This is a genomic window from Streptomyces sp. NPDC088157 (assembly GCF_044741545.1).
Lineage (GTDB): Bacteria > Actinomycetota > Actinomycetes > Streptomycetales > Streptomycetaceae > Streptomyces.
Map to the genome: position 1 here is coordinate 144,234 of NZ_JBIUSU010000010.1, position 20,270 is coordinate 164,503.

The following is a 20,270-nucleotide window of genomic DNA, read 5'->3' on the forward strand; positions in this document are numbered from 1 at the left end:
GAACCCGAATTCATCCGGTCGGCCAGCATCGCCTGTCACGCGAATGACAGCAGAACCACGACGACACCGGCGAGGCGGCCGAAAGCATCCCGGGCCTCACGTCGCTCACCAGGCTCCGCGACCACGGCCGCCCCCCACCGCAGCTTGGTGTGCTCAGCAGCCTCCTCCACCGCGGACAGAACACGCCGCGCCCAGGGCGACTCCCCACGAGATCGCCCTTCTGGTCAGCGAGCGGTCCGCGTCGCGTAGATCCGCCGTCACTGTCATGACCAGCGGCTTCCCAACTCGAGCTGGCTCACACCGCTGCTACCGGAGCTGAACTTGTTCTTTAAGGTCTGACTGTGATGGGTCGCCCTTTACTGGTCGGTCTGCGGCATCCGGACGACCGCCGTCCCTCCCTCCAGGTCTACCGTTGTCCGGTTCGGTGGTGCCCCGTCTTCCTCGTCGTCCCGCATCACCAGTGCCGACTGTCGCTCCTTGAGTTCGTTCTGCTTTCCGGGTGAAAAGCTCGCGTGGAGCTGCTCGAACCCGGTCGCCGATATCTGGCCCTGCCGGGCGCTGTTCCGCCATGGCAGCAGTCCGGCCCGCCCGGCACGGAGAAGCAGCTGATCTGCGAAGGCCACGACGGTCAGCAGGATGACCAGTCCGGGCAAGGTCATGAAGACGGCGAATTCCATGCCCTCAGTATCCGGACCAGGGGGCGATGCCGACAGATCAGAGGGTAGGGCCAACTTGAAACGCTCGGTCATGCCGACCTCGAACGACACCTCGAACATGATCGCCCGAACGGGAAGTCCCGGGACATGAATACGGCCTTCGCTCGATCCTGTGCTCCGACCAAAGAGGCACTTGACCAGTACGAAGGCCGTGGGGAATGAGTCTGCTGCATCACGATGCCCAGCGGGATGCGTTCGCTGTGGCGTGACACTTCCGGGACGACTTTTACTCGTGTCTGACCGCCCGACGTGACGAACTGTTCGAGCTGACGGACGCCTTGTTGTGCGCGGACGGGCCGGTGAGAACACCGGTGGACCTGACGCTGCCGGCCGAACGCCGCCGCGGACACGGTGCGCTCTACGAGGCTCTCAACCGTGGTCGGATCGACACCGGGCGGCTGCGGCGGACGTTGGCCGCGCTGCCCCAGCCCAAGGCGGCCGACGGTCGGCTCGTCCTGGCCGGGACGTGAGCAACTGGCTGCGGCCGGACGCACCGTGCAGCGCCGAGCGGCTGTTCTGCCACACCTACGGCCGAAGCCGGGACCAGCACTTGGTGATCCCCGGCTGGCCATACTCGTTCGTCGCCGCTCTCGAATCGGGCCGCACGTCCTGGTGCCGGCTGCCGGACGCTGTCCGACTCGGGCCCGAGGACGACGTCGCCGAGGTCACCGCCGTTCAGGTCCGCCGCGTGGTGGAGGATCTGATCGCGGGCGCGCAGTGGCGCCCGGGCGATGCGGACATCCTCATCGTCTTCGACGCCGGATACGACGCCCCGCACATGGCCTATCTGCTGGACGGCTGCTGGACGGCCTGCCGGTCGAAGTGCTCGGCCGGCCATTCCTGCGCAGATTCGACCTGGAGCACACGTTCCGCATGGCCAAGCAGACCCTGGGCTGGACTTGTCCCAAAATCCGTACTCCTGAGGCGGCGGACCGCTGGACGTGGCTGGCCATCACCGCCCACACCCCATTGCGGCTCGGCCGCCCGCTCGTTGAGGGCCTCCGCCGTCCCTGGGAACGGCCGGCGAAGCCCGGTCGGCTCACCCCGGCTCGGGTCCGCCGCGGGTTCCGGAACCTCCGTGCCACCTTGAGTTGCCCCGCCCGTGGGCCGAAACTCACGCGGCCAGGCCCCGGCAGACCACTTGGCTCCAGGAACCGATGGCCCGCCGCTCGCTATGACGTGGGCAACGTCAAACGCCCTGAGACGATCAGCGAACGCGATCACGCCAGACCTTAAAGAACAAGCTGAAGGCCTTCGCCCGAACCACCTGGCGCACCCGGCCTGCCGGGACCGGTCAGGCCGATGGAGCCGCCTGGGGAGTACGAGCGGCATCAAGGACGTCAGGCAGGGGCAGGGCCAGAGCGGCGGCGATTTCGGCCAGCTCCGCTTGCGTGGGATGGACGGGGCCGCCAGCGCCTTCCTGGACGAAGACGCGGATGCGGGGGGTGCGGATACCGGTCCGCGCGGCAAGTGCCTGCGCGTTCAGGTGACGGCGGCGCATCCCCTGCTGCAGCAACTCTGAAAGGTCAGCCATCCGCTTCTCCTGCCCGAGTCCGACGTCTTTATACGCTTGGGCCCCGACGCCGGGGGTGCCTCTATGTCCTTCGTCAAGGCACCCTTGTCGGGTTGGGGTGATTCGGTCTTGCTGGGTCATGCGGCGGGCTCGACGTCCGCGGGCGTGCGGGATTCGTAGAAGGTGCCGTCTCGGAGCATGGCGAACAGGACGCTGATGCGGTGGCGGGCGAGGCGGAGGAGGGCCTGGGTGTGGGTTTTGCCACGGGCGCGTTGCTTGTCGTAGTAGGTGCGGGAGGCGGGATCGGCGTTCATGCAGGCGAAGGCGGAGAGGAACATGGCGCTCGATCGATTCCGCCAGCACTGGGAACTGCCGGGTGGGCGTGTGGAGGAAGGCGAATCTCCTCGTCAGGCTACTGTCCGCGAGTTGCTGGAGGAGAGCGGCCAGCAGCCCAACGGGTCGTTACGGTTCATCGGCCCTACGCTCTTCGCCTTCCTTCGGAAGGTCAGGACAACTGGACCACCGCGCACCCGGGGCCGTGCGGCGATCGACTCCCACAGTCCCCGTTACCACCGGCAGTCTCGGCGATGATCTGGATTCCCCAGGCATTCCGTGGAGCCGCGAGGGACACGCTGGCCCGGTGGTCGATATCACCCTTCTCGTTGGGTCTGAGGCTGACGCTGTAGAGGTTGGTCGTACCGGGCAGATCTTCCAGGTTGGCGTTAACGGCGGTCACGTACACGTTGACGGTCGCCCATCGGTCAACACCGTCCGCATGGACACCGAAGGTCAGCCTCCGGTCGGATTCCGGCCCTTCGACCTTGACGCTGACCAGCGTCGGACGCCCGTTCCCACTTGCGGCCTGAGCCGCGCCGACGACCGCCACGCTCAGGGCCACCATGTAGAAGATGACACCGAGCCCCAGGACAACCGTCTCCGCCAGGTTGCCTCGCCGTGTCGGATGGATGAGCAGGGCAACGATGCTGCAAACGATGGCGAGGATGGCGCTGAGCGCAGCCACGAAGATGGGCCACGACTCGTTGTTGAGCGCGACGAACACGACATCGCTCGTCAGTCCCAGTGCGGTCATGATCCCGGCCACGGTGACGAGCGCACCGGCAAGGATCTTGGCGACATCGTCCAGGCGCTTTCCGATCCTGGCCTGGACGTCGTCGAGGGTGCGAGGTTCCTGGTCACTACCTGACGACATCATCCGTACATAGTGGTGAAAACCGAGCGCATTCCGGCGCATCCACACAGGCGGTTGGTCCTGAAAGCGGACTTGACTTCCGGTAGCTGGCCCGAAGTCACCGTCCCACCGGTTCTCGGCCACCCCGCCGGAACACCGGCCGTATCTCGCGGGAGACCGTGCAGCGGAACCTCCGGCCGTCGGGGGCCACGAGGGTTCGTGCCCTGACGGGCCCAGGGGTGGGGCCGCGATGTCGGGAGTGGAGTCGTCTGTCGGCGGCTTCGGGGTCGCCCCTGGCAGCCTCGCGGCAGCCGTCCGGGACCTTGCCGACGAGCGCCGAGTCGACCAAACCACCCGCAGCGCTGTCTACGACGTCTGGGGGGTGTTCCCTGTGGCCGCCCCGCCGGACGGCGTGGGTGCTCCCGCCCGGGCACCCCGCCCGGAGTACGGAATTCCCGGTAGGGCAGCATCTGCTCAGCTATCGCCTGCCCGTGAGGGGTTCGTCATGCGCTCCACCCGCCGCGTCGCTTCGCCCGCGCTGCTGACCTGCCTGGTTCTGGCGGGCTGTTCGTCCGTCCCGCTGGGTACGTCGGACCCGTCGTCACCCGGCCCTGCGGTGCCGGCCCCGGCTTCGTCGGGTGCCGCGGGCGGGGCCCGGTCGATCGCGGTGGGGGCCGGCCCGCGGAAGAAGTACACGGTGCAGCAGCAGCCGGCGGCGGGCAGCTGCCACTACCGCTATGAGAAGGGGGAGCCGCTGGAGGACCCGGAGTGCACGCCGGGCGCGATCTCTCCGGCCGTCACGCAGGCGAACCTGAAGTCGACGATTTGCCGCAAGGGCGGCTACACCTCCGGCGTGAGGCCCTCCACGTACGTAACAGGCAAGGAGAAGAAGCTCAACGCCGCCTCCTACGGCTTCGCCGGGAACATGAGCGACGCCGAGTACGACCACTTGATCAGCCTGCAGCTGGGCGGCGACCCCAACGACTACCGCAACTTGTGGGTGGAGCCGGCCGACCCGAACCACAAGAAGGGCGGTGGGGTCAACAACCTGAAGGACCCGGTGGAGACGAAGCTGCACACCGCGGTCTGCGCCGGCAAGGTCACCCTCACGCAGGCACAGCAGGCGATTGTCACCGACTGGACCACCGCGCTGGCCACGCTCGGCCTCAGCTGACCCCGGGGCCGCTCGGCCGTGCCGGCATGGTGCGCGGGGCGGCTGTGTGGGGCCGGGCGGGCCGCGGAAACTCACCTCGTCCAAAGCCAAGCAGTATCTCGCCTGGGAACTCCTCAAGGAGTGCTACCCCCACTCGCTGCATATTGACGACATCGTGAAGGCCGGTATCTCGCGGACCAATTTCGCGGCCATGGTCGCTCGAGGTGACACAGAACTGGCTCCCAGGGTCACCTACCGTCTGACCGCCGAGGGCCGCGACAACGATCCGGTGGAAGAAGGGCACGGCGAAGGCGAGTACGAGTAGCACGCCCATGGCGCGCACTGCGGACACGACCGACCGGTGCTCCCGACCTCCACGATCGGCGCGGGATGAGCGTCCATGACTCGGTGGCACCGGGAGGCGGAGCTGCGCCGAGCACAGGTTCCACGCCAACTTCCGTCCGGTGGACCATGGTTGTGACGTCCTTTCGCACGACTCCCCCGTAGTCTGTGATCCAGGGGCCGGAACCACCGCCACCTGCCGACGCGAGAGGAAACGTGCCTGTGCGCACCCAGAGGCAGCGCGACGAAGGCGCCGTACCGGCATCCGTGGCACGAATGCCCGCGGCCGTACCGCTGACTGCGCCGCGGTCACCGGCCGACGCCATGTCTCCGGCGACGCTCACCGCGTTGCAGCGCACCGCCGGCAACGCCGCTGTCGCGCGTGCGCTGGAACAACGGCTGGGGCAGCGGGAACAGCACACCCATGGCGCGCACTGCGGACACGACCGACCGGTGCAGCGTTCGGCCGTGCACGAGGCGCTGCGTTCGGCGGGGCGCCCGCTGGACGCGCCGGTGCGGGCGGAGATGGAGTCCAGGTTCGGCACGGACTTCTCGGACGTCCGGCTGCACACCGACGCCGTGGCCCGGCAGTCCGCCAAGGAGGTCGGCGCCCTCGCCTACACCTCCGGAAGCAGCATCGTCCTCGGCGAGGGGGTGACCGACGCGCACACTCTCGCGCACGAGTTGACGCACGTCGTCCAGCAGCGCCGTGGGCCGGTGGCCGGCACGCCCACCGCCGACGGTCTGTCGGTGAGCGATCCCGCTGACCGGTTCGAACGGGAGGCCGAGGCCAACGCCCATCGGGTGATGGCCGGTCCGGTGCCCACCGACTGGAGCGCGCAGCGGTCGGCCGAAGCCGGCGGTACCCGACCGGCCGGCGGGTCGGTCGGCGAAGCGACCGTGCAGCGCCTCGCCGTTGTGACCCCGCAGATGTACCTCCAAGGGCTCGGGGCCGACGCCGGCACCGTTACGGCACAGCAGCTCAGGGTCTACGTGGCCACGGTCCTGTGGGACGACTTCATGCAGGCGACCCGGATGGCCGGCGACGACGAGGCCAAGGAACTCAAACGTCGCATGGCGGTGATGGCGGGATTCCTGAAGGCCACCCCGCCCGACACCGAGGGTGCCGTCAGGGAGGCGGCCGACCTGCTCCAGGTCCTCCAGACGGCCCAGCGGGCGTACGGCGCCTCCTCGCCGAACCGGACCACGCGCTACGCGACCGAGCCCGATTCCGCGGTCGCGTACGAGCACACGAAACAGGGCAGGTCGGCCGACGTCGTATGGGGGGACGATCCGACCATGCGCCAACTGATCGCCGAGGGCCTCGGTCCGGGAGTCTTCGGCGACACCTACCCGGAGACGCAACCCAGGCTTCAGAACCACTCCGCCGCCGGCGCCAACCTGGCGCTCAAGCAGCTGACCTGGCCGCAGGCCCGCAACCTGTTGCCTCGTCCGCTCCTCAATCTCCTGTTCGACGTCCGCTTCCAACTGGAGGCGCCTGCCGGGTCGGGCCATGTGGTCGACGAACGCGACGCCGCGGAGCGGGCGAACCGGACCAAGAGCCCCACCGCCCCGGGCACCCTGCGCAGCTGGCACCAGGACGACTACGGCAGGCTCCCCGCCAACGGCTTCGACGCCGCCGCCGTTCCCGCTCACGGACAGGCCCTGCACCAGCACTACACCAGCAACTCGCAGAGCGGCGCCGGTTCCTCGGTGCAGAACCAGGCCACCAGCCCACGCGGCTACGCCGAGTACACCGGGACCGGCACCAACGGCGCCCACAACGTCAAGGTGGTCCTGGACTACATCCAGAAGCGGGTCTACCTCACCGTGACCCATTACCAGTTCTGGGCGCTGATTCCCGACGCCACGGGCGGGGCGCCGTACACCTTCTGGGAGAGCGGCAGCCAGAAGCTGGAAGACGCGCAAGGCGGTCTGCAGCAACGGGAGCGGGGCGACCAGGGGATCATGATGAGCCCCTGGCTGGAGATCCTCCTGCCGTGACGCCCGTCAGCGAGTGAAGGAGTGGTAGCCCCACGCACCGTTCTCGGTGCCCTCCACTCCACTTGTGGCCGCCGAAGGGCAGGTGCGGTCCGAGCGCGTAGTGGGTGTTGACCCAGGCCGTGCCGCACTCGAGGCGCGCCGCCACCACGGCCGCCCGGTCGGTGTCGGTGCCCCACACCGAGCCCGAGAGGCCGTATGTGGTCCCGTTGGCGCGGGCCAGGGCGTCCTCCATATTCGTGTAGGGGCACGAACCGTGCCCGGGACCCTAACGGGCCGGACGACGAGATCGACATCGGGACGGTCGTGGAGACGGCCGTATCCCCCAGCGGACGCCCGACGCCCTACCAGCGCGGTTCGTGGCCCGACCGCCGTTCGCGACGGCTACAGGTCGAGGACCGCGCGGAGGGCCTTGTCGACGAGCTCTTGCTGTTCGGGGCCGATGTTGCCGTGCAGCGTGCCTGTCGCTCCGGACGGGCGTGGCCGGCCATCCACACCGGTGAGGGCCGCGACACCCGCACCGACCTGTACCAGAACCGCAGCCGCCACATCTGGGACAGCCGCTCACACGCTGCCACCCTGCGCAACCTCCACGACCGCATTGTCGACAAGGCCTCCTGGGGCAACCGCCACCACGGCGGCCACCACAGACACCCGGTACCGCCCGGTGCGCGGCTGACTGACGCGTGAGTCCTCCGGCCCGCACCGGCAGCGGCGCGCCCGGCCCTTCATTCCGGGACCGAGCGCGCCGCTCGCCTGCAGTCGGCCGCGTCATGTAGCCGCCCCAGATCGAGCCCCCGCATACAGCGATCCAGTCTGTGCAGTCCGGCTCCTGCTCCGCGCCGATCGGGTGCGAGGCGCAACTCAGTTCCTGGCGCCGGAGGAACGCTCGGACGCATGTCAGTGCCGCCGCAGTGGCCCGTAGTGCCTCTGTCATGGGGGCGACGGAGAAATGTCTCCGAATTGAAGATTTTGCGGCGGCCAACGGCTTGACCGTTACCTGCCACACCCAAAGAATGGGGCCACCCCTGACAACGTTGTCTAAGAAGGGTTTGTCCGTTGGAATCTCCTCCAGCCGCACTGAGCCGCCGTCAACTCATCCAGTTCGCGGGTACGGCGACCGCTCTTGCAGCGCTTCCTCTCGCGGCCGTCGGCGCACCAGCGGCCGCGGCCGCCGCCATGTCCGTGGGGCCCGTGGCCGAGACCTACTACCGGGTTCTACTCGCTCACACCCGGTGGTCGGAGAGCCAGTGGGACGCTGCCGCTGGGCGCTATACGGCGAAGGACTTCGGGTTCGCCGTCGTCCTCGGCAACGCCGTACTGGTGACCCGGGGCTCCTACGACGCCGACGCGGCCGGTATCGACCGTGAAAGCCTGCGTGCCCGTACCGTCGCCACCCTCAAGCACTTCGCCGCCGCCAATCGGCTCGCAGGCGGTTCTGCCTGGGGCCGGCAGCTGTACTGGGACACCACCTTCCAGTCGTACTTCGTGCTCGCCGCGCGGCTTCTGTGGCAGGATCTCGACGAGACGACACGTCAGCACGTCGATGCCATTGCCCGGGAACAGGCGGCGTACACGACGGCCCTCGGTACCGGCAACGACCCGGGCTCGGGCGGCTGGACTCCGAACGGACTCACCGGCGGGTACAAAGGAGACACGAAGCTGGAGGAGATGGGCGTCTACGCCCAGGCCCTCGCGCCCGGCGTCGCCTGGGGACACCAGGACCCCCGCTATCCGTCCTGGCGTACCGCCTTCGGCCGCTGGAGCCGCAACGAGGCCGGGCTGCCCGCCGCCGACCTCGCCAACCCCGCCACGGTGGACGGCGTGCCAATCAGCGACAACACCGCGCAGAACCTCCACGACACGTTCATAGTGGAGAATCACGACTCCTTCGGCCCGCACTACCAGGCGGAGTTGTGGCGTACCTCGGCCCGCAACGCCGCTCACTTCTTCGCCGCCGGACGCCCTCTGCCCGAGGTGCTGACCGCGCAGCCCAACGCCGACCCCCTGTGGCGGACCATCCTGGGCGTCATGAGCGACGCCGGCGAGCCGTTGATGCCGATGGTTGACGACCGGGAGCACCTGTACGGGCGGGATGTCATTCCCCTCGCCTTCCTTGCCCAGGTGCTCGGCGACCGTGCCGCGGCGCGCTGCGAGGCCACGCTTGCCGAGCGGCTGGAGGCCTACCAGGCCTACCCGCCCCAGAACCGGTTGGCGAAGTTCTCCGGCGAGGCCAAGTACGAGCCCGAGGCACGGGCTGAACTGGCCATCAGCTACCTGCTGCACGAATGCCGGGTGGGTGCCCCGGTCCAGCCCTTGACCTCCCAGGAATTGTTCGCCCGTGCGAGCGGCGCCACGGACTACGGAATCGCCCCCGGGCTGCTTGCCCACCAGTCGCCCGGCGCCTGGGCGGGAACCGTCACCAAGCCCGGCTTCGTGAAGTTTGCCTGGCAGCCCGGCCACGACGACTGGCTCTTCCGCATCAGCGGTAAGTCCCCGGTGTTCTTGCCGACGACGACCTCGAAGGTGGAGAACCGAAAGGCCGTCACTTACCACCGGCTCCGCGACGGCTTTGACGGCAGCGCGTCCTTGCTGACCCTGGAGAACGGATTCGCAGGACTGGCCACCCTTCCCGGAGGCGCGGTCGTCTACGCCACCTCAGGCACTGCCCCCGGCGAAGGTCACCTGGAAGTGCACAACCTCACCATGCCGGGGATGCCAGGCCTGGACGGCAGCCGGACCTACACCACCGCAGAGGGCACCACCACGATCCCCGCTCGCGACGGCGACGCTCCGCAGCCGGGGGGAGGCCGGACCGACGAACTCGCCTTCCCGCGCGGCGCGTATCGCCACCTGCGGATGCGCGGCCTAACCCCGCACCTGACCTTCGGCTACTCGCTGTACGCCTTCGAAGCCCGCGACGGAAAGGACGGTATGGACCTAGCGGGCGGCAGTACCGCTACTGCCTCTTCCTACGACCCCGGCCGTGACCCGAAGTACGCGGTCGATGGCGACCCGGCCAGCCGCTGGGCCGTCGCCAAAGCGGAGAGAAGCCGTGCCGACAGCTGGCTCGCGGTTGACCTGGGGGCGGAGCGTGAGGTCGACCGCGTCACCCTGCGCTGGGAGAGCGCCGCCGGCCGCGCCTACCTCCTGCAGGGTTCCACGAACGGCACCACATGGAAGGACTTGGTGAGTTGGCCGGTGGCGGACCTGACCTCTCAGGGAGGGTGGCTGGCACTGGACGGGCGGGCAGGACTCATTGTCAGAGGTGCGTCCAATCCTCTGGCGGTCTACGCGGACACAATCGTGCTGTCCGACGGCCCGACGGAACGGCTGCTCGTCGAAGGCATCCCGGGGGCGAGCGCGAAAGACGTGCGTATCACCGCCGAGAAGCCCGCGCCGAAGGCGCAGCCCGCGGCCGTGGCGGTCAGTGTCACTGAGAGCCACCTCGTTCTGTTCAATCTCTCCGCCAAGGACGTGGCAGCGGAGGCCGAGCTGCCCCAGAACCCTGACCGACTGAATCTGTACGCCGGGGTTCAGATCATGACCGCGACCGGGACCACATACAGTGCCGATCTTGCCGCTGCTTCGGCCCGGGTGGAGCCACCTCGCTTCGAACTTCGCTCCACCCAAGGCGGCACGATCCCGGTGGACCTACGTGCCGAGGTCATCGACGGTACGACGGTCCGGCTCAGCGGCCCGCCATGCAAGGCGATCGTGATCGGGCAGGGCACCAGCGTGAAGGCCACGGTCCGCAAGAACCGCACCACCGAGGTCGTTCTGCACAAGGCGACACCGTGGCCGCTCTCGGACGCGGCCCTCGGCCGCCCAGTCTTCCCCACCGCCCCCCTTCCCAACGGGATGTCCGACCCGGCGGCCGCCGTCGATGGCGACAAGAAGACAGCCTGGACGCCCGGCCGGGCCGGCCGCATGGTCGTCGACTTGGGCGCGGAACGGCACGTCACGGAAGTGGTCGCCACATGGGGCTCAGGCAAGATAGCCGCAGCGCGGGCAGAGTTCGGCAATGACGGCGTCATCTACCAGGAAATCGGTGAGCTGTCGGTGAAGGGCCGTACCGCGCGGCTCAGTACGACAGGATCGGCGCGCTACGTGGCGCTGTCCGTCCCTGGCTGGGTCAAGGGATACGCATCCCTCGTCGCCCTCTCCCTCCACACCTCCTGACATCGTCGCGTTCAGATCGACCGCAAGGCCGGGGCGGGGCGAGAACGGACCCTGGCCACCGCCCTGTCAGCCGCTCGTGCAGCCGGAGGGTGCACGAGCGTGCAGCCGGAGGGTGCAGAAACCGAGAACTCCCCGGACCGCAGGGCCCATGCGTTCCCGGCCGTCCTGCTGCCGGCAGCAGGACGGATGCCATCCGGTCAAGCCCCGCCCGCCCCTGGTCGGGTGGGCTTCACCCAAGACCGCTCAAGCCGTCCGCACCCAGCTGCACTGAGCCGGTCTTCGGTGCCTGGGACTGGGCGGCTTCGACGAGGTCGACCGCGCCGCGGGGTCGCCGGTGGAGTAGTGCTGGATGGCCCGGAACGCGAGGGTGTGTTCGCTGCGACGATGGGATCGTCGGCGCTGGCGGCGGCCCGCAGGGCGGTGGGGTAGTGGCGTTCGGCGGCGGCGGATTTCCCGCTGTCGTAGGCCGTCCAGCCCGCGCTGCGGGACGTTTCGGCCGCCGCGGCGACCGGGGAGTCCGCTGTCGAGCAGATGCGGGCCGACCGTCGCCACGTTGACGCCCAAGTCGTCCGAAAACTTGGGAACCTGACGCACAATCTGCACAGGACACGACGATCCGAGCGCGCTCGGCCGAACGAGATCCCGCCCCACCTCCCGCCCAACGCGACAACTCGGCGCGCTCCTCCTCGGACAGCACTTTCTCGACAGCACGCGGACCCCGATGCGCCATGAAAATAGGCTGCAGAATCAGGCCTGAAACTTCCGGCGCATGACACGAGTGCTGTGACCGGATCGGTTCACCGGGTTGGCGGTATTGTCCGCGCATGAATCAGTTCCCCTGCACTTGGGAAGCCCTCGTTGTGCGCACCGACTTCTCGTCAGACGGTGCGTGGGGCGCTCTGCGGGCGTCGCTGTTCTCGCCCAGCAGGGACGGTTTCTTGGCCAACGTCGCAGTCGTCGATGACCGGAGGTACGAGGGTTTGGCATCCGACCAGGCCCTCGACCTGATCCCCGCGGAGTACCAGCATCCGCTTCTTGTCTTGGCGGACTCTGTAGCCCTCTCCTCGGCTGAACGGCCGGTCCTCGTGCTGGACCTGCAGGGTGAGCGCGGGCGCGGTGTCCGCGTTGTGGCAGCCCAGCTGTGGAGCATTGAGAACAACCTCTCGGGCGCGAACATGGACTTCGAGGAGTTCGCCGGCGCCGTCGACGAGGACGGCGTCTTCCGAGGCTTCTGAGTCACTGGCCGTTGGGCGGTGTCAGGCTGCGGACGCGCTTGGGCGTCCGTCCCAGCCGATGCCCTTCTCGCTGCGGACGCGGGCGCGTTCCTTGGGCTCTGCGGCCGGGACGTCGCGGCGGCGGGCGTTGGCGCTGCGCCACCGCGGGTAGGCGTGCCATGCCCGTGTCTGCGCGGTGTGGTCGGGGTGGTGGGAGTTGGCGATGGTGAACTGCCGCAGTGGTCCGAAGCGGGCTTCGATCGGGTTGGCCCAGGAGGCGTAGGTCGGGGCCTTTGGGGCGGACAGGTTGTCCAGGATCACGTGGATCGGGGTGCCGTCGGATCGGGCGGCGCAGTCGGTCCAGCTCCGAGAGGCGCTTGCCGGTGGGGACGACAACCAGCTGCTGTAGCCGGGCTGCCTGCTCCGTGGTCGAAGCCGCAGCGGGGTGCTGCTCGGCGGCATGGCCGGCCACGATGGCAGGCACCTGTTCTGGGTTGTCCGGGAAGGTGTCCGGATAGCGGATGGTGCCGAGCTGGACGGCCCGGCCGATCCGGGTTCGCGCGCCACGGGCGGCCGTCGTGCGGCGCCGGGCGGTGTGCTCCAGCAGGAAGGACGCGGCGAGCTGCCCCTCGTCCGGTCGGTGAAGTGACCGAAGTACCTGCGCTGTGCGTCGTTCGGAAGGTTGGTGGGCGCCGCCCGCTCCTTGATCCGTCGGTGTGATGCGCGCGGCGGTGCCAGGTGACCTGACGGAGCGTAAGGTGATCGACGATTTTGAGCCCCGAGCGTCACCCCATGTGGGTGGCGGTCCGGGTGCTGCACGGCAGGGCCGCAGCAGCTGGCGGTCGATCGTGCTCAGAGCCCGCCGTCAGGATCGCGCTGTGTGATCGTTGTGGGATCGGTGCGGGCGGTCAGGGTGGCTAGGTAGTCGTCCAGGAGCTCGACCTGGCGCTGTGGTGGGAAGGCTGCCGGGGCGAACAGTGCCTGGACCACCAGGCCGAGAATGAAGGACTGTGCGCCGGCCGCGATGTGCGCGGGGTTGCCGGGGGGCAGTTCGCCGAGTTCCTGAGCTGCGGCCACCCGCTCGCTCAGCCTGTCGCGGCTTTGGGCGTACTTGCGGGCGTAGTCGGTGTTCAAGTCGGGGTCGGAGAGCGCAGCGTCCCAGGAGGAGACCCAGATCCGGTTGCTGTCGGTGGCCTCGGGGGTCAGCGGCAGGATGTCCAGCAGTGCGTCCCTGAGGGCGGCCCGGCCTTGGCCCGCTTGGCGGCGGGGGCGGGAGATGGTGCGCTGTTCGAGCAGGTGAAGGGCGTACTCCACCAGGGCGTGTTTGGTGGGGAAGTAGTGGGTGAGCAGGCCGGTGGTCGCGCCAAGTTCGGTGGCGACGGCGCGCAGAGTCAGGCCGGCGAAGCCGCGTGTGGCCATGACCTGCCAGACCGCTTCGGAGACGTCGCGGCGGCGGGCCTCGTGATCTCCCTTGGTGCGTGGCATGCTGCCACGGTACATTGCCGTAACGCTTGTTATGTGAATGGGGAGGCTCTCATGTTCTCGCTGCCGCTGCGCGACGGTGCTCGCCTCGGTGGGCTGGAGGTCTGGCATGCCGAGGAGTTCGCTGACCATCTGGACCGGGCCCGCGAGCACATTCGGCCGTGGGTCGGACCCGCGTTCGTCACCGACGATGTGGATGGAGCGCGGGCCACGCTCAAGCGGTATGCGGAACGCCAGGCCGACGACGGTGCCCGCCTGTACGGCATCTGGCGGGGTGGAGTGTTGGTCGGCGGTGTGATGTTCACCGATTTCAATGCCGCGGTCGGCTCGTGTGAGATCGGTTGCTGGCTGGAGCCCTCCGCTGAGGGTGACGGTCTGGTCACACTGGCCTGTGGCGCGCTGCTGGACTGGGCTTTCACGTCCCGGGGGCTGCACCGGGCCGAGTGGCATTGCCGGGCCGACAACGACCGCAGCTCAGCGGTGGCCAAGCGGCTGGGCATGTCGCTGGAAGGTGTGCGACGCGAGGCATGGCCGTACGAGGGCGTGCGCTACGACAAGCAGGTTTGGGCGGTCCTCGCTCCCGAATGGCGAACCCCGGGTTCGTGACCGACCGGCGGCACGGCTCGGTCCGACAGATAGGCCGTCGCTTCAAAGGCCTTATGTAGCGGGAGACTTCGCGCACGAGGGGGGCTAGGGGTGCGCGCCGCTCTGCGAGAAAACGGCAGCGCCGAAGAAGTGGTCGAGTTTTTTCAGCTCCGGCACCCTCTGCGGCGGGGGCGGCAGCCCAGCTCGGCTGTCCAGTGGGAGAGATCGCCAACGTCTGGTCTTCTCCGTCGATGGTGAGCCCCCGCTCGCCCTGACCAGCGGAGCCCAACGTGTGGATACCCGCCTGTGACCCGCCTCCTGGGTGTGGGGCGCGGCGAGATCCGGCGCGCTGGTCCCGCGCTCGTCCGCACGGTGACAGGCCAGGAAGTCGGGGGCGTGGCGTGGCATCTGTGGGTCGCCCCCGGCCGGTGCGCACGCTGATCGATGGCGTGCTGGAGCAGCATCCGTACGTCTGTGCGGGCGTCGGTATGCCACACACCGTCTCCGGGGACTGATGCTGGACGGCCGTCCCAGGTCGATCCAGGCCATGGCGTTGAGACTTCCGGGCGGCAACGAGCAGAACCGGCAGCAGTTCGTGAACCAGTCCACTTGGGACCCGGTGCCGGTGCGGCGGTGGATCTGCGAACGCATGCTGCCGCTTATCGCCCCGACGGCCGGGTGATCGACGACGTCTCGGTGCCCAAGGACGGCCGGATGTCGGCCGGGGTGGCTCCGCAGTACTGCGGGGCCCTGGGCAGACGTACCAACTGCCAGGTCGCGGTCAGCGTCCACGCCGCCAGTGACACCGCCTCACTCGGCCACCGGGGCCGCGTGGGTCATCGGTCTGAACGGCTGACAGCACTCGGTGCGCGGCCCGCGAGCCAGACGGCGATCCGCTCCTGCAACTCGCGGTCGGAGTAGGGACTGTCCCAAAACGCGAACCATTCCAGGTACCGCAGTATGTTCTCCGAGCGGTCCGGGTGGCGCACCGCGAGCACATCAATGCCGATCTCGCCGGTCGAGGCTGTGACGTACACACTGCTGTCGAGAGCCATCATGCCGAAGCCCGGGTGACCCGCGTGTATGCCGAGGAACGCCGATGCCGCGCCTCGGCCCATGACGTCCCAGCGGTCCAGGAGCCGGACGCGGGTCCAGGCCGCCGGTGCGGCACGGCGGCCGCTGTGCATGTTCTGCAGGGAGGCCCAGTGCGTGTGGGTGCCCTGTGGAAGCTGGAGGAGGAACTCGCGCCGGTGGTCGAGAAGACCCGATGAGACCACGAGGTCGTACCAGTCCTCGTTGAGACGCTCGACGAGCCGTGGGGTGTCGTATCGGTGGGTGAAGCCGCCGACAATGTCCTCGGCACCGTATCCGGAGACGAACGGCATCGTGTTGTCCGGGACGGCGTTCGGGATCACCTCGAGGCCGGCCCGCCGCAGCGGCCGGTACACCTTACGTTCGCGCTCCTGGGCACCCACCGGTCACTGTTCTACCAGGACCAGCGCGCCAAGAATCCCCCGGCCCGGCGCTTCCACGTTTCCCCACCTTCCGTATCGGACCGGTGCTCGGATCAACCGCATGATCGGCTGGACAGGTCCTGATGACCTGAGTCGGAGATTCATCGAACGCCACGAAGTGCGCCGGCCACTCCTGTGCCGCTCGGTCCGCGCCGGCCCCGCGCCGGGCAGGCCGGTTCTGCAGCCGCTTGAACGCGAGGCGACCGGCGGCGTCCCATACGACCAACTCGCCGTCCATCGCGGTCGCGTCCGGCAGCTGCACGGCCCCGGCCAGGAGCTCCGGAAACGATGTCGCCATCTCGGTGCCGCGCCTCGAGCGCAGCACCACCCGGCCCGCGTCGACGCGGACGGCGGCCCGGAACCCGTCCCACTTCGGCTCGCCCGCCCAACCCGGCCGCAGAGCAGGGTCGGACACAGGGGCGGTGAGCATCGGTTCCGGCAGTGTCCACGTCGCAACCCCATGTCTTCCACCCAGCCCGCCTGTCGGCAAACCGAGTGCGCGTTCGCCCCGGACCACCGGCCCGACCATGGCAGGTCAGCGCACTGCAACTCCTCGCCGGGCGCGCGTGCCGGGGGCTGTGAGCTGAGCTCCTGGCGCACGTCCAGGTAGCAGCGCAGGCGGCCACCGGGCTGCCCCGGATCCCGTGTCGTACGGTCTGCCGTCGAGGTCGCCCACCGGCCGCAACGGATCTCATCGAAACCGGCGGTGCCGCCGGTAGTGAACCAATACCGGAATCAGGCCGCGACGAGCTCCTGCTCGCGGTCCGGCGTCGCGACCTTGGGCTTCTTGTTCGGCAGCGAGAGCCGGAAGACCTTGCGCCACGCGGAGAACACCTGCTTGGGCAGCGGCCCGGTGACGTACTCCAGCTCGTACTTCTCGAACAACGGGCGCACCTTCACCGCGACCTCGGCATACCGGTTGCTCGGCAGGTCCGGGAACAGATGGTGCTCGATCTGGTGCGAGAGGTTGCCGGTCATGAAGTGCATGGCCTTGCTGCCGCTGATGTTCGCCGAGCCCATCATCTGGCGCAGGTACCACTGACCGCGCGTCTCGCCCTTGATCGACCGGCGTTCGAAGACCTGCACGCCCTCGGGGAAGTGCCCGCACATGATCACCGAGTGGGTCCAGATGTTGCGGACCAGGTTTGCGGTGAACGTGGCGCCGAGCGTGGTGAGGAACGACGGGCCCGACAGCAGCGGGTGGATCACGTAGTCCTTGATCACCTGCTTGCGGATCTTGCGGCCCACGGCCTTGGCCCGCGCGCGGAACTCCGGGTTGTTGCGGCGGCGCTTGTGCAGGTTCTTGCCGAGCTCCAGGTCGTACGCTGCGATGCCGTACTCGAAGAAGCAGGCGTTGATGAAGTTCCACAGCGGCTGGCCGAGGTGGATCGGGTGCCACTTCTGGTCCTCGTCGACGCGCATGATGCCGTAGCCGAGGTCGTTGTCCTTGCCGATCACGTTGGTGTAGGTGTGGTGCAGCTCGTTGTGCGAGTGCTTCCACTGCTCGGCCGGCGAGACGTGATCCCAGTCCCAGGTGGTGGAGTGGATCTTCGGGTCCCGCATCCAGTCCCACTGGCCGTGCAGGACGTTGTGGCCGATCTCCATGTTGTCCATGATCTTCGCCACGGACAGACCGGCGGTGCCGATCAGCCACGCGGGCGGGAAGATCGAGAACAGCAGCACGCCCCTGCTGACCAGCTCGAGCTTGCGCTGCGCCGAGATGACCCTGCGGATGTAGGCGGCGTCTTTCTCACCGCGGCCGGCGATCACCTCGTCGCGGATCGCGTCCAGCTCGCGGCCAAGCTCCTCGATCTGCTCCGCGGTCAGGTGGGCGGTGGGGTCGATGGCGGTCAAGGTGCTCCTACCGTTCGATGTCGCAGGGGCCCGCCGCGGCGGACACGCAGGTCTGGATGAGGACGCCCGGCTCGGCCTCGGTGATCTCGCCGGTGCGCAGGTCGCGGACGGCGCCCGCCTTGAGCGGCGTGACGCAGCCGAAGCAGATGCCCATGCGGCACCCGGACGGCATGAGCACGCCGGCCTCCTCGCCGACGTCCAGCAACGGCGTGGCGCCGTCCGCGTCGACGGTCTTGCCGGTGGTGCTGAACGTGACCTCGCCACCGCTACTGCCACCATCGCCGGCGACGACGATGCTGGGGCGGAAGCGTTCGGTGTGCAGGCGCTCTTGGACGCCGTGCTTCGTCCAGTGCTCTTCGGCGGCGTCGAGCAGGCCCGCGGGTCCGCAGGCCCAGGTCTCGCGCTCGGCCCAGTCGGGCACGAGTTCGTCGAGACGGGCGATGTCGAGCATGCCGTCTGTGTCGGTGTGCAACTCGGTGAGACGCAGCTTCTTGGCCGCGACCAGGTCGTGCAGATCGTTGCGGAAGATCACGTCTTGCGGCTGTGGCGCGGAGTGGACCATGACGACGTCGTCGAACTCGATGTCGCGCAGCATGCCCATCACGGGCGTGATGCCGCTGCCGGCCGTCAGGTAGAGCACCTTGGCGGGCTTGGCCTCCGGCAGCACGAAGTCACCGGTCGCCTGGTCGAGCTGGATCAGCGTGCCGGGTTTCGCCCTGCGGACCAGATGGTTGCTGACCTTGCCGTCCGGGATCGCCTTCACGGTGATCGTGACGCGGCCGTCGTGGCGGTTGGTCGGCGAGGTGACCGAGTAGGCACGCCACAGGCGCACCCCGTCGACGTCGACCCCGATCCGAACGTACTGACCGGCCGTGTGGCCGCGCCAGCCCCGTCCCGGCCTGATCACGATGGTCGCGGCGTCACCCGTCTCGGGGTGTACGGCCTCGATGCGCCCACGCAGGTCAGCGCCCGCGCGCAGCGGGCTGACCAGGTCGAGGTAGTCCGACGGCAGCAGCGGCGTCGTGACCATCTCCAGCAGTTTCCACGCCCTACTGCGGAGGGCTGCACTCGTCATGACTCCAGCTTGATGCGCCTCAAGGCGTAAAGTCCTGTCCGCAGGACGTAAATCTGGTCGGCTGAATTGTTCGTAGGGAACAAAACATGAGCCATGCAATCCGGAGGGCCTCCGAACTGGCCCTGAATGAGACGACGGTCACCGCACTTCGGGCCACGCTGAAAGGCACCGCCGACGAGGTCGTCCAGGCGATCATCGACGAGGTCCCTCCATACGCCAACGCCCTTTCGGGCCACATGGGCGGCACCATCCGCCGAGCCGTCCGCACCGCCCTGGGGCACTACCTGGACCTCGCTAGCGGGAACGCCACGGGCGGCGACGCCGGTGACGCAGCATACGAGCTGGGCCGCGGCGAAGTGCGCGACGGCCGTTCGATGGACGCCCTGCTCAGCGCCTACCGCGTCGGCGCCCGCGTGGCCTGGCGATGCCTGGCCGCGGGTGCCGTACCCGCAGGTCTGCCCGCCGCCGAGGTCGCCAAGTTCGCCGAGCTGACCTTCGCCTACATCGACGAGCTCTCCGCCGCGAGCGCCGCGGGCCACGCCGACGAACTGGCCGCCCGGGGCCGGGCTCATGAGCGCCACCTGGAACAACTGGTCCGCGACCTTCTCGCCGACGCGAGCCCGGAGGTGCTGCTGGCCTCTGCTCAACGGGCCGGATGGCAGCCTCCGGTCTCGCTGACCGCGGTCCTGCTGCCCGCCGACCAGGCCCGGCCCGCCTACCGCACGCTCGACCCGAGCACCCTCGTTCTCGACGATCTGCCGGACGCCTTCGGCGTGCTTCTCGTCCCCGATGCCGACCGATCACATCTCTTGAGGCAGATGACCGACCGCACCGCCGTGGTCGGCCCGGCCCGGCCATGGACTCGTGCGTCCGCCTCGTACACACGAGCCGTACGCGCGCGCTCCCTCTCCTCTGATATCCGCGACACCGAGGACCACCTGCCCGAGCTGGTGCTGAGTGCCGACGTGGACGCGTTCGCAGACCTGCGTGCCCGAGCCCTCGCACCGTTGCGGACCTTGCCTGTCGCGACCGCGGGGCGGCTGGAGGAGACGTTGCGGGCGTGGCTGCTGCACCATGGCAGGCGGAACGAGGTGGCGGCCGCGTTGTTCGTCCATCCCCAGACCGTCCGGTACCGGATGTCGCAGTTGCGGGAGCTGTTTCCGGATCTCGAGTCGCCGCACCGGGTCCTTGAACTGACGCTGGCGGTCGGTCTTCGGGTCAGCTGACGCGTTCTTCGACCGTCCGCGAGCGGTGCAGGAATCGTGCCTCGTCCTCGGTGCCATCTGCGGGCTCATGCGGGCCCGGGGAAGAGCAGTATCAGCCAACTGAGACTGGGGGGCGTGGGGGGGGGCGCGGGGCCCCCCCCCCCCCCCCCCCCCCGCCCGGCCCCCCCCCCGCCCCGCCCGCCCCCCCCCCCGGGGCCCCCCCCCCCCCCGCCCCGGCGGCCCCC

Annotated in this window: 18 protein-coding genes and 6 pseudogenes; 11 read left to right on the top strand and 13 right to left on the bottom strand. The window is 68.9% G+C overall.

The genetic code is table 11. The annotated features are described in order from the left end of the window. Positions 1 to 356: 356 nt before the first annotated feature. The gene (locus tag ACIPFH_RS34705) at positions 357 to 677 is read right to left on the bottom strand and encodes a DUF6191 domain-containing protein (protein ID WP_401833332.1); all 321 of its coding nucleotides are present in this window, start codon (positions 675 to 677) and stop codon (positions 357 to 359) included. A gap of 320 nt (positions 678 to 997) precedes the next feature. Here ACIPFH_RS34705 and ACIPFH_RS34710 point away from each other — a divergent pair. Continuing rightward, a pseudogene (locus tag ACIPFH_RS34710) lies at positions 998 to 1,806 on the top strand (transposase). A 204-nt stretch (positions 1,807 to 2,010) separates the two neighbouring features. Here ACIPFH_RS34710 and ACIPFH_RS34715 read toward each other — a convergent pair. Both ACIPFH_RS34715 and ACIPFH_RS34720 read right to left on the bottom strand, forming a co-directional pair. After that, positions 2,011 to 2,250 carry an XRE family transcriptional regulator gene (locus tag ACIPFH_RS34715; protein ID WP_401832923.1) on the bottom strand — a complete coding sequence of 80 codons (240 nt, stop codon included), beginning with the start codon at positions 2,248 to 2,250 and terminating at the stop codon, positions 2,011 to 2,013. Between the two features lie 116 nt (positions 2,251 to 2,366). Further along, positions 2,367 to 2,585: pseudogene (locus ACIPFH_RS34720) on the bottom strand (IS110 family transposase); the annotation flags it as partial. On the opposite strand from ACIPFH_RS34720, the gene ACIPFH_RS34725 reads away from it, so the two are divergent. Next, positions 2,566 to 2,820, top strand: coding sequence for an NUDIX domain-containing protein (locus ACIPFH_RS34725; protein WP_401832926.1), 255 nt, complete (start codon positions 2,566 to 2,568; stop codon positions 2,818 to 2,820). The pseudogene ACIPFH_RS34720 and the gene ACIPFH_RS34725 overlap by 20 nt on opposite strands. Here the strand turns inward: ACIPFH_RS34725 and ACIPFH_RS34730 are convergent. Beyond that, positions 2,735 to 3,481, bottom strand: a complete 747-nt coding sequence (locus tag ACIPFH_RS34730; protein ID WP_401832928.1) for a hypothetical protein — start codon at positions 3,479 to 3,481, stop codon at positions 2,735 to 2,737. The genes ACIPFH_RS34725 and ACIPFH_RS34730 overlap by 86 nt on opposite strands. Positions 3,482 to 3,923: 442 nt before the next feature. On the opposite strand from ACIPFH_RS34730, the gene ACIPFH_RS34735 reads away from it, so the two are divergent. From ACIPFH_RS34735 to ACIPFH_RS34745, 3 genes are all read left to right on the top strand, one after another. Further along, positions 3,924 to 4,592 (top strand): hypothetical protein, encoded by a 669-nt coding sequence (locus ACIPFH_RS34735; RefSeq protein ID WP_401832930.1) that lies wholly within the window; start codon positions 3,924 to 3,926, stop codon positions 4,590 to 4,592. A gap of 46 nt (positions 4,593 to 4,638) precedes the next feature. Then, positions 4,639 to 4,896 carry a hypothetical protein gene (locus ACIPFH_RS34740; RefSeq protein ID WP_401832933.1) on the top strand — a complete coding sequence of 86 codons (258 nt, stop codon included), beginning with the start codon at positions 4,639 to 4,641 and terminating at the stop codon, positions 4,894 to 4,896. Between the two features lie 341 nt (positions 4,897 to 5,237). Further along, on the top strand, positions 5,238 to 6,917 hold the full coding sequence (locus ACIPFH_RS34745; protein ID WP_401832935.1) for a DUF4157 domain-containing protein: 1,680 nt from the start codon (positions 5,238 to 5,240) through the stop codon (positions 6,915 to 6,917). On the opposite strand, the gene ACIPFH_RS34750 is transcribed toward ACIPFH_RS34745, so the two are convergent. Next, complete coding sequence (locus ACIPFH_RS34750) at positions 6,880 to 7,149, bottom strand: aldehyde dehydrogenase family protein (RefSeq protein WP_401832936.1); 270 nt, start codon at positions 7,147 to 7,149, stop codon at positions 6,880 to 6,882. The two genes, ACIPFH_RS34745 and ACIPFH_RS34750, sit on opposite strands and share 38 nt — an antisense overlap. 215 nt (positions 7,150 to 7,364) lie before the next feature. Between ACIPFH_RS34750 and ACIPFH_RS34755 the strand changes: the two genes are divergently transcribed. The 3 genes from ACIPFH_RS34755 (at position 7,365) to ACIPFH_RS34765 (ending at position 12,331) form a co-directional block, all read left to right on the top strand. Continuing rightward, entirely contained in the window at positions 7,365 to 7,604 is a 240-nt protein-coding gene (locus ACIPFH_RS34755; protein ID WP_401832938.1) for a hypothetical protein, read from the top strand. Positions 7,605 to 7,973: 369 nt separating this feature from the next. Further along, entirely contained in the window at positions 7,974 to 11,096 is a 3,123-nt protein-coding gene (locus ACIPFH_RS34760; protein WP_401832939.1) for a discoidin domain-containing protein, read from the top strand. Positions 11,097 to 11,920: 824 nt separating this feature from the next. Beyond that, positions 11,921 to 12,331, top strand: a complete 411-nt coding sequence (locus ACIPFH_RS34765; protein WP_401832942.1) for a DUF6924 domain-containing protein — start codon at positions 11,921 to 11,923, stop codon at positions 12,329 to 12,331. A 21-nt stretch (positions 12,332 to 12,352) separates the two neighbouring features. Here the strand turns inward: ACIPFH_RS34765 and ACIPFH_RS34770 are convergent. The 3 genes and pseudogenes from ACIPFH_RS34770 to ACIPFH_RS34780 all read right to left on the bottom strand — a co-directional run. Next, positions 12,353 to 12,661 (bottom strand): annotated as a pseudogene (locus ACIPFH_RS34770) (IS630 family transposase); the annotation flags it as partial. Between the two features lie 79 nt (positions 12,662 to 12,740). After that, positions 12,741 to 13,166 (bottom strand): annotated as a pseudogene (locus tag ACIPFH_RS34775) (DUF4158 domain-containing protein); the annotation flags it as partial. Then, positions 13,163 to 13,795: a TetR/AcrR family transcriptional regulator gene (locus ACIPFH_RS34780; protein WP_401832944.1), complete on the bottom strand. Its 633-nt coding sequence runs from the start codon at positions 13,793 to 13,795 to the stop codon at positions 13,163 to 13,165. The pseudogene ACIPFH_RS34775 and the gene ACIPFH_RS34780, both read right to left, overlap by 4 nt. Before the next feature lie 51 nt (positions 13,796 to 13,846). On the opposite strand from ACIPFH_RS34780, the gene ACIPFH_RS34785 reads away from it, so the two are divergent. Further along, positions 13,847 to 14,398: a GNAT family N-acetyltransferase gene (locus ACIPFH_RS34785; protein ID WP_401832945.1), complete on the top strand. Its 552-nt coding sequence runs from the start codon at positions 13,847 to 13,849 to the stop codon at positions 14,396 to 14,398. Positions 14,399 to 14,879: 481 nt separating this feature from the next. Beyond that, a pseudogene (locus ACIPFH_RS34790) lies at positions 14,880 to 15,190 on the top strand (transposase); the annotation flags it as partial. A 23-nt stretch (positions 15,191 to 15,213) separates the two neighbouring features. Here the strand turns inward: ACIPFH_RS34790 and ACIPFH_RS34795 are convergent. The 5 genes and pseudogenes from ACIPFH_RS34795 to ACIPFH_RS34815 all read right to left on the bottom strand — a co-directional run bounded on the left by ACIPFH_RS34795 (position 15,214) and on the right by ACIPFH_RS34815 (position 18,820). Next, a complete protein-coding gene (locus ACIPFH_RS34795) occupies positions 15,214 to 15,852 on the bottom strand; it encodes a hypothetical protein (RefSeq protein WP_401832948.1) in 639 nt (212 codons plus the stop codon). After that, positions 15,827 to 16,420: a hypothetical protein gene (locus tag ACIPFH_RS34800; RefSeq protein WP_401832949.1), complete on the bottom strand. Its 594-nt coding sequence runs from the start codon at positions 16,418 to 16,420 to the stop codon at positions 15,827 to 15,829. The genes ACIPFH_RS34795 and ACIPFH_RS34800 overlap by 26 nt, the downstream gene beginning before the upstream one ends. A gap of 68 nt (positions 16,421 to 16,488) precedes the next feature. Continuing rightward, positions 16,489 to 16,581: pseudogene (locus tag ACIPFH_RS34805) on the bottom strand (DUF6207 family protein); the annotation flags it as partial. 45 nt (positions 16,582 to 16,626) lie between these two features. Next, positions 16,627 to 17,745: a fatty acid desaturase family protein gene (locus tag ACIPFH_RS34810; RefSeq protein ID WP_401832952.1), complete on the bottom strand. Its 1,119-nt coding sequence runs from the start codon at positions 17,743 to 17,745 to the stop codon at positions 16,627 to 16,629. Between the two features lie 7 nt (positions 17,746 to 17,752). Next, positions 17,753 to 18,820, bottom strand: coding sequence for a ferredoxin reductase (locus ACIPFH_RS34815; protein WP_401832953.1), 1,068 nt, complete (start codon positions 18,818 to 18,820; stop codon positions 17,753 to 17,755). An 86-nt stretch (positions 18,821 to 18,906) separates the two neighbouring features. On the opposite strand from ACIPFH_RS34815, the gene ACIPFH_RS34820 reads away from it, so the two are divergent. Then, a complete protein-coding gene (locus ACIPFH_RS34820) occupies positions 18,907 to 20,046 on the top strand; it encodes a PucR family transcriptional regulator (protein WP_401832956.1) in 1,140 nt (379 codons plus the stop codon). Positions 20,047 to 20,270: the final 224 nt, after the last annotated feature.

Excerpts from the sequence above, each read along its gene's own strand:
- ACIPFH_RS34735 (WP_401832930.1), top strand. The coding sequence starts at position 3,924 with ATGCGCTCCACCCGCCGCGTCGCTTCGCCCGCGCTGCTGACCTGCCTG.
- ACIPFH_RS34705 (WP_401833332.1), bottom strand. The coding sequence starts at position 677 with ATGGAATTCGCCGTCTTCATGACCTTGCCCGGACTGGTCATCCTGCTG.
- ACIPFH_RS34715 (WP_401832923.1), bottom strand. The coding sequence starts at position 2,250 with ATGGCTGACCTTTCAGAGTTGCTGCAGCAGGGGATGCGCCGCCGTCAC.
- ACIPFH_RS34820 (WP_401832956.1), top strand. The coding sequence starts at position 18,907 with ATGAGCCATGCAATCCGGAGGGCCTCCGAACTGGCCCTGAATGAGACG.
- ACIPFH_RS34765 (WP_401832942.1), top strand. The coding sequence starts at position 11,921 with ATGAATCAGTTCCCCTGCACTTGGGAAGCCCTCGTTGTGCGCACCGAC.
- ACIPFH_RS34745 (WP_401832935.1), top strand. The coding sequence starts at position 5,238 with ATGTCTCCGGCGACGCTCACCGCGTTGCAGCGCACCGCCGGCAACGCC.
- ACIPFH_RS34785 (WP_401832945.1), top strand. The coding sequence starts at position 13,847 with ATGTTCTCGCTGCCGCTGCGCGACGGTGCTCGCCTCGGTGGGCTGGAG.
- ACIPFH_RS34730 (WP_401832928.1), bottom strand. The coding sequence starts at position 3,481 with ATGCGCCGGAATGCGCTCGGTTTTCACCACTATGTACGGATGATGTCG.
- ACIPFH_RS34750 (WP_401832936.1), bottom strand. The coding sequence starts at position 7,149 with ATGGAGGACGCCCTGGCCCGCGCCAACGGGACCACATACGGCCTCTCG.
- ACIPFH_RS34815 (WP_401832953.1), bottom strand. The coding sequence starts at position 18,820 with ATGACGAGTGCAGCCCTCCGCAGTAGGGCGTGGAAACTGCTGGAGATG.
- ACIPFH_RS34725 (WP_401832926.1), top strand. The coding sequence starts at position 2,566 with ATGGCGCTCGATCGATTCCGCCAGCACTGGGAACTGCCGGGTGGGCGT.
- ACIPFH_RS34800 (WP_401832949.1), bottom strand. The coding sequence starts at position 16,420 with ATGGTCGGGCCGGTGGTCCGGGGCGAACGCGCACTCGGTTTGCCGACA.
- ACIPFH_RS34780 (WP_401832944.1), bottom strand. The coding sequence starts at position 13,795 with ATGCCACGCACCAAGGGAGATCACGAGGCCCGCCGCCGCGACGTCTCC.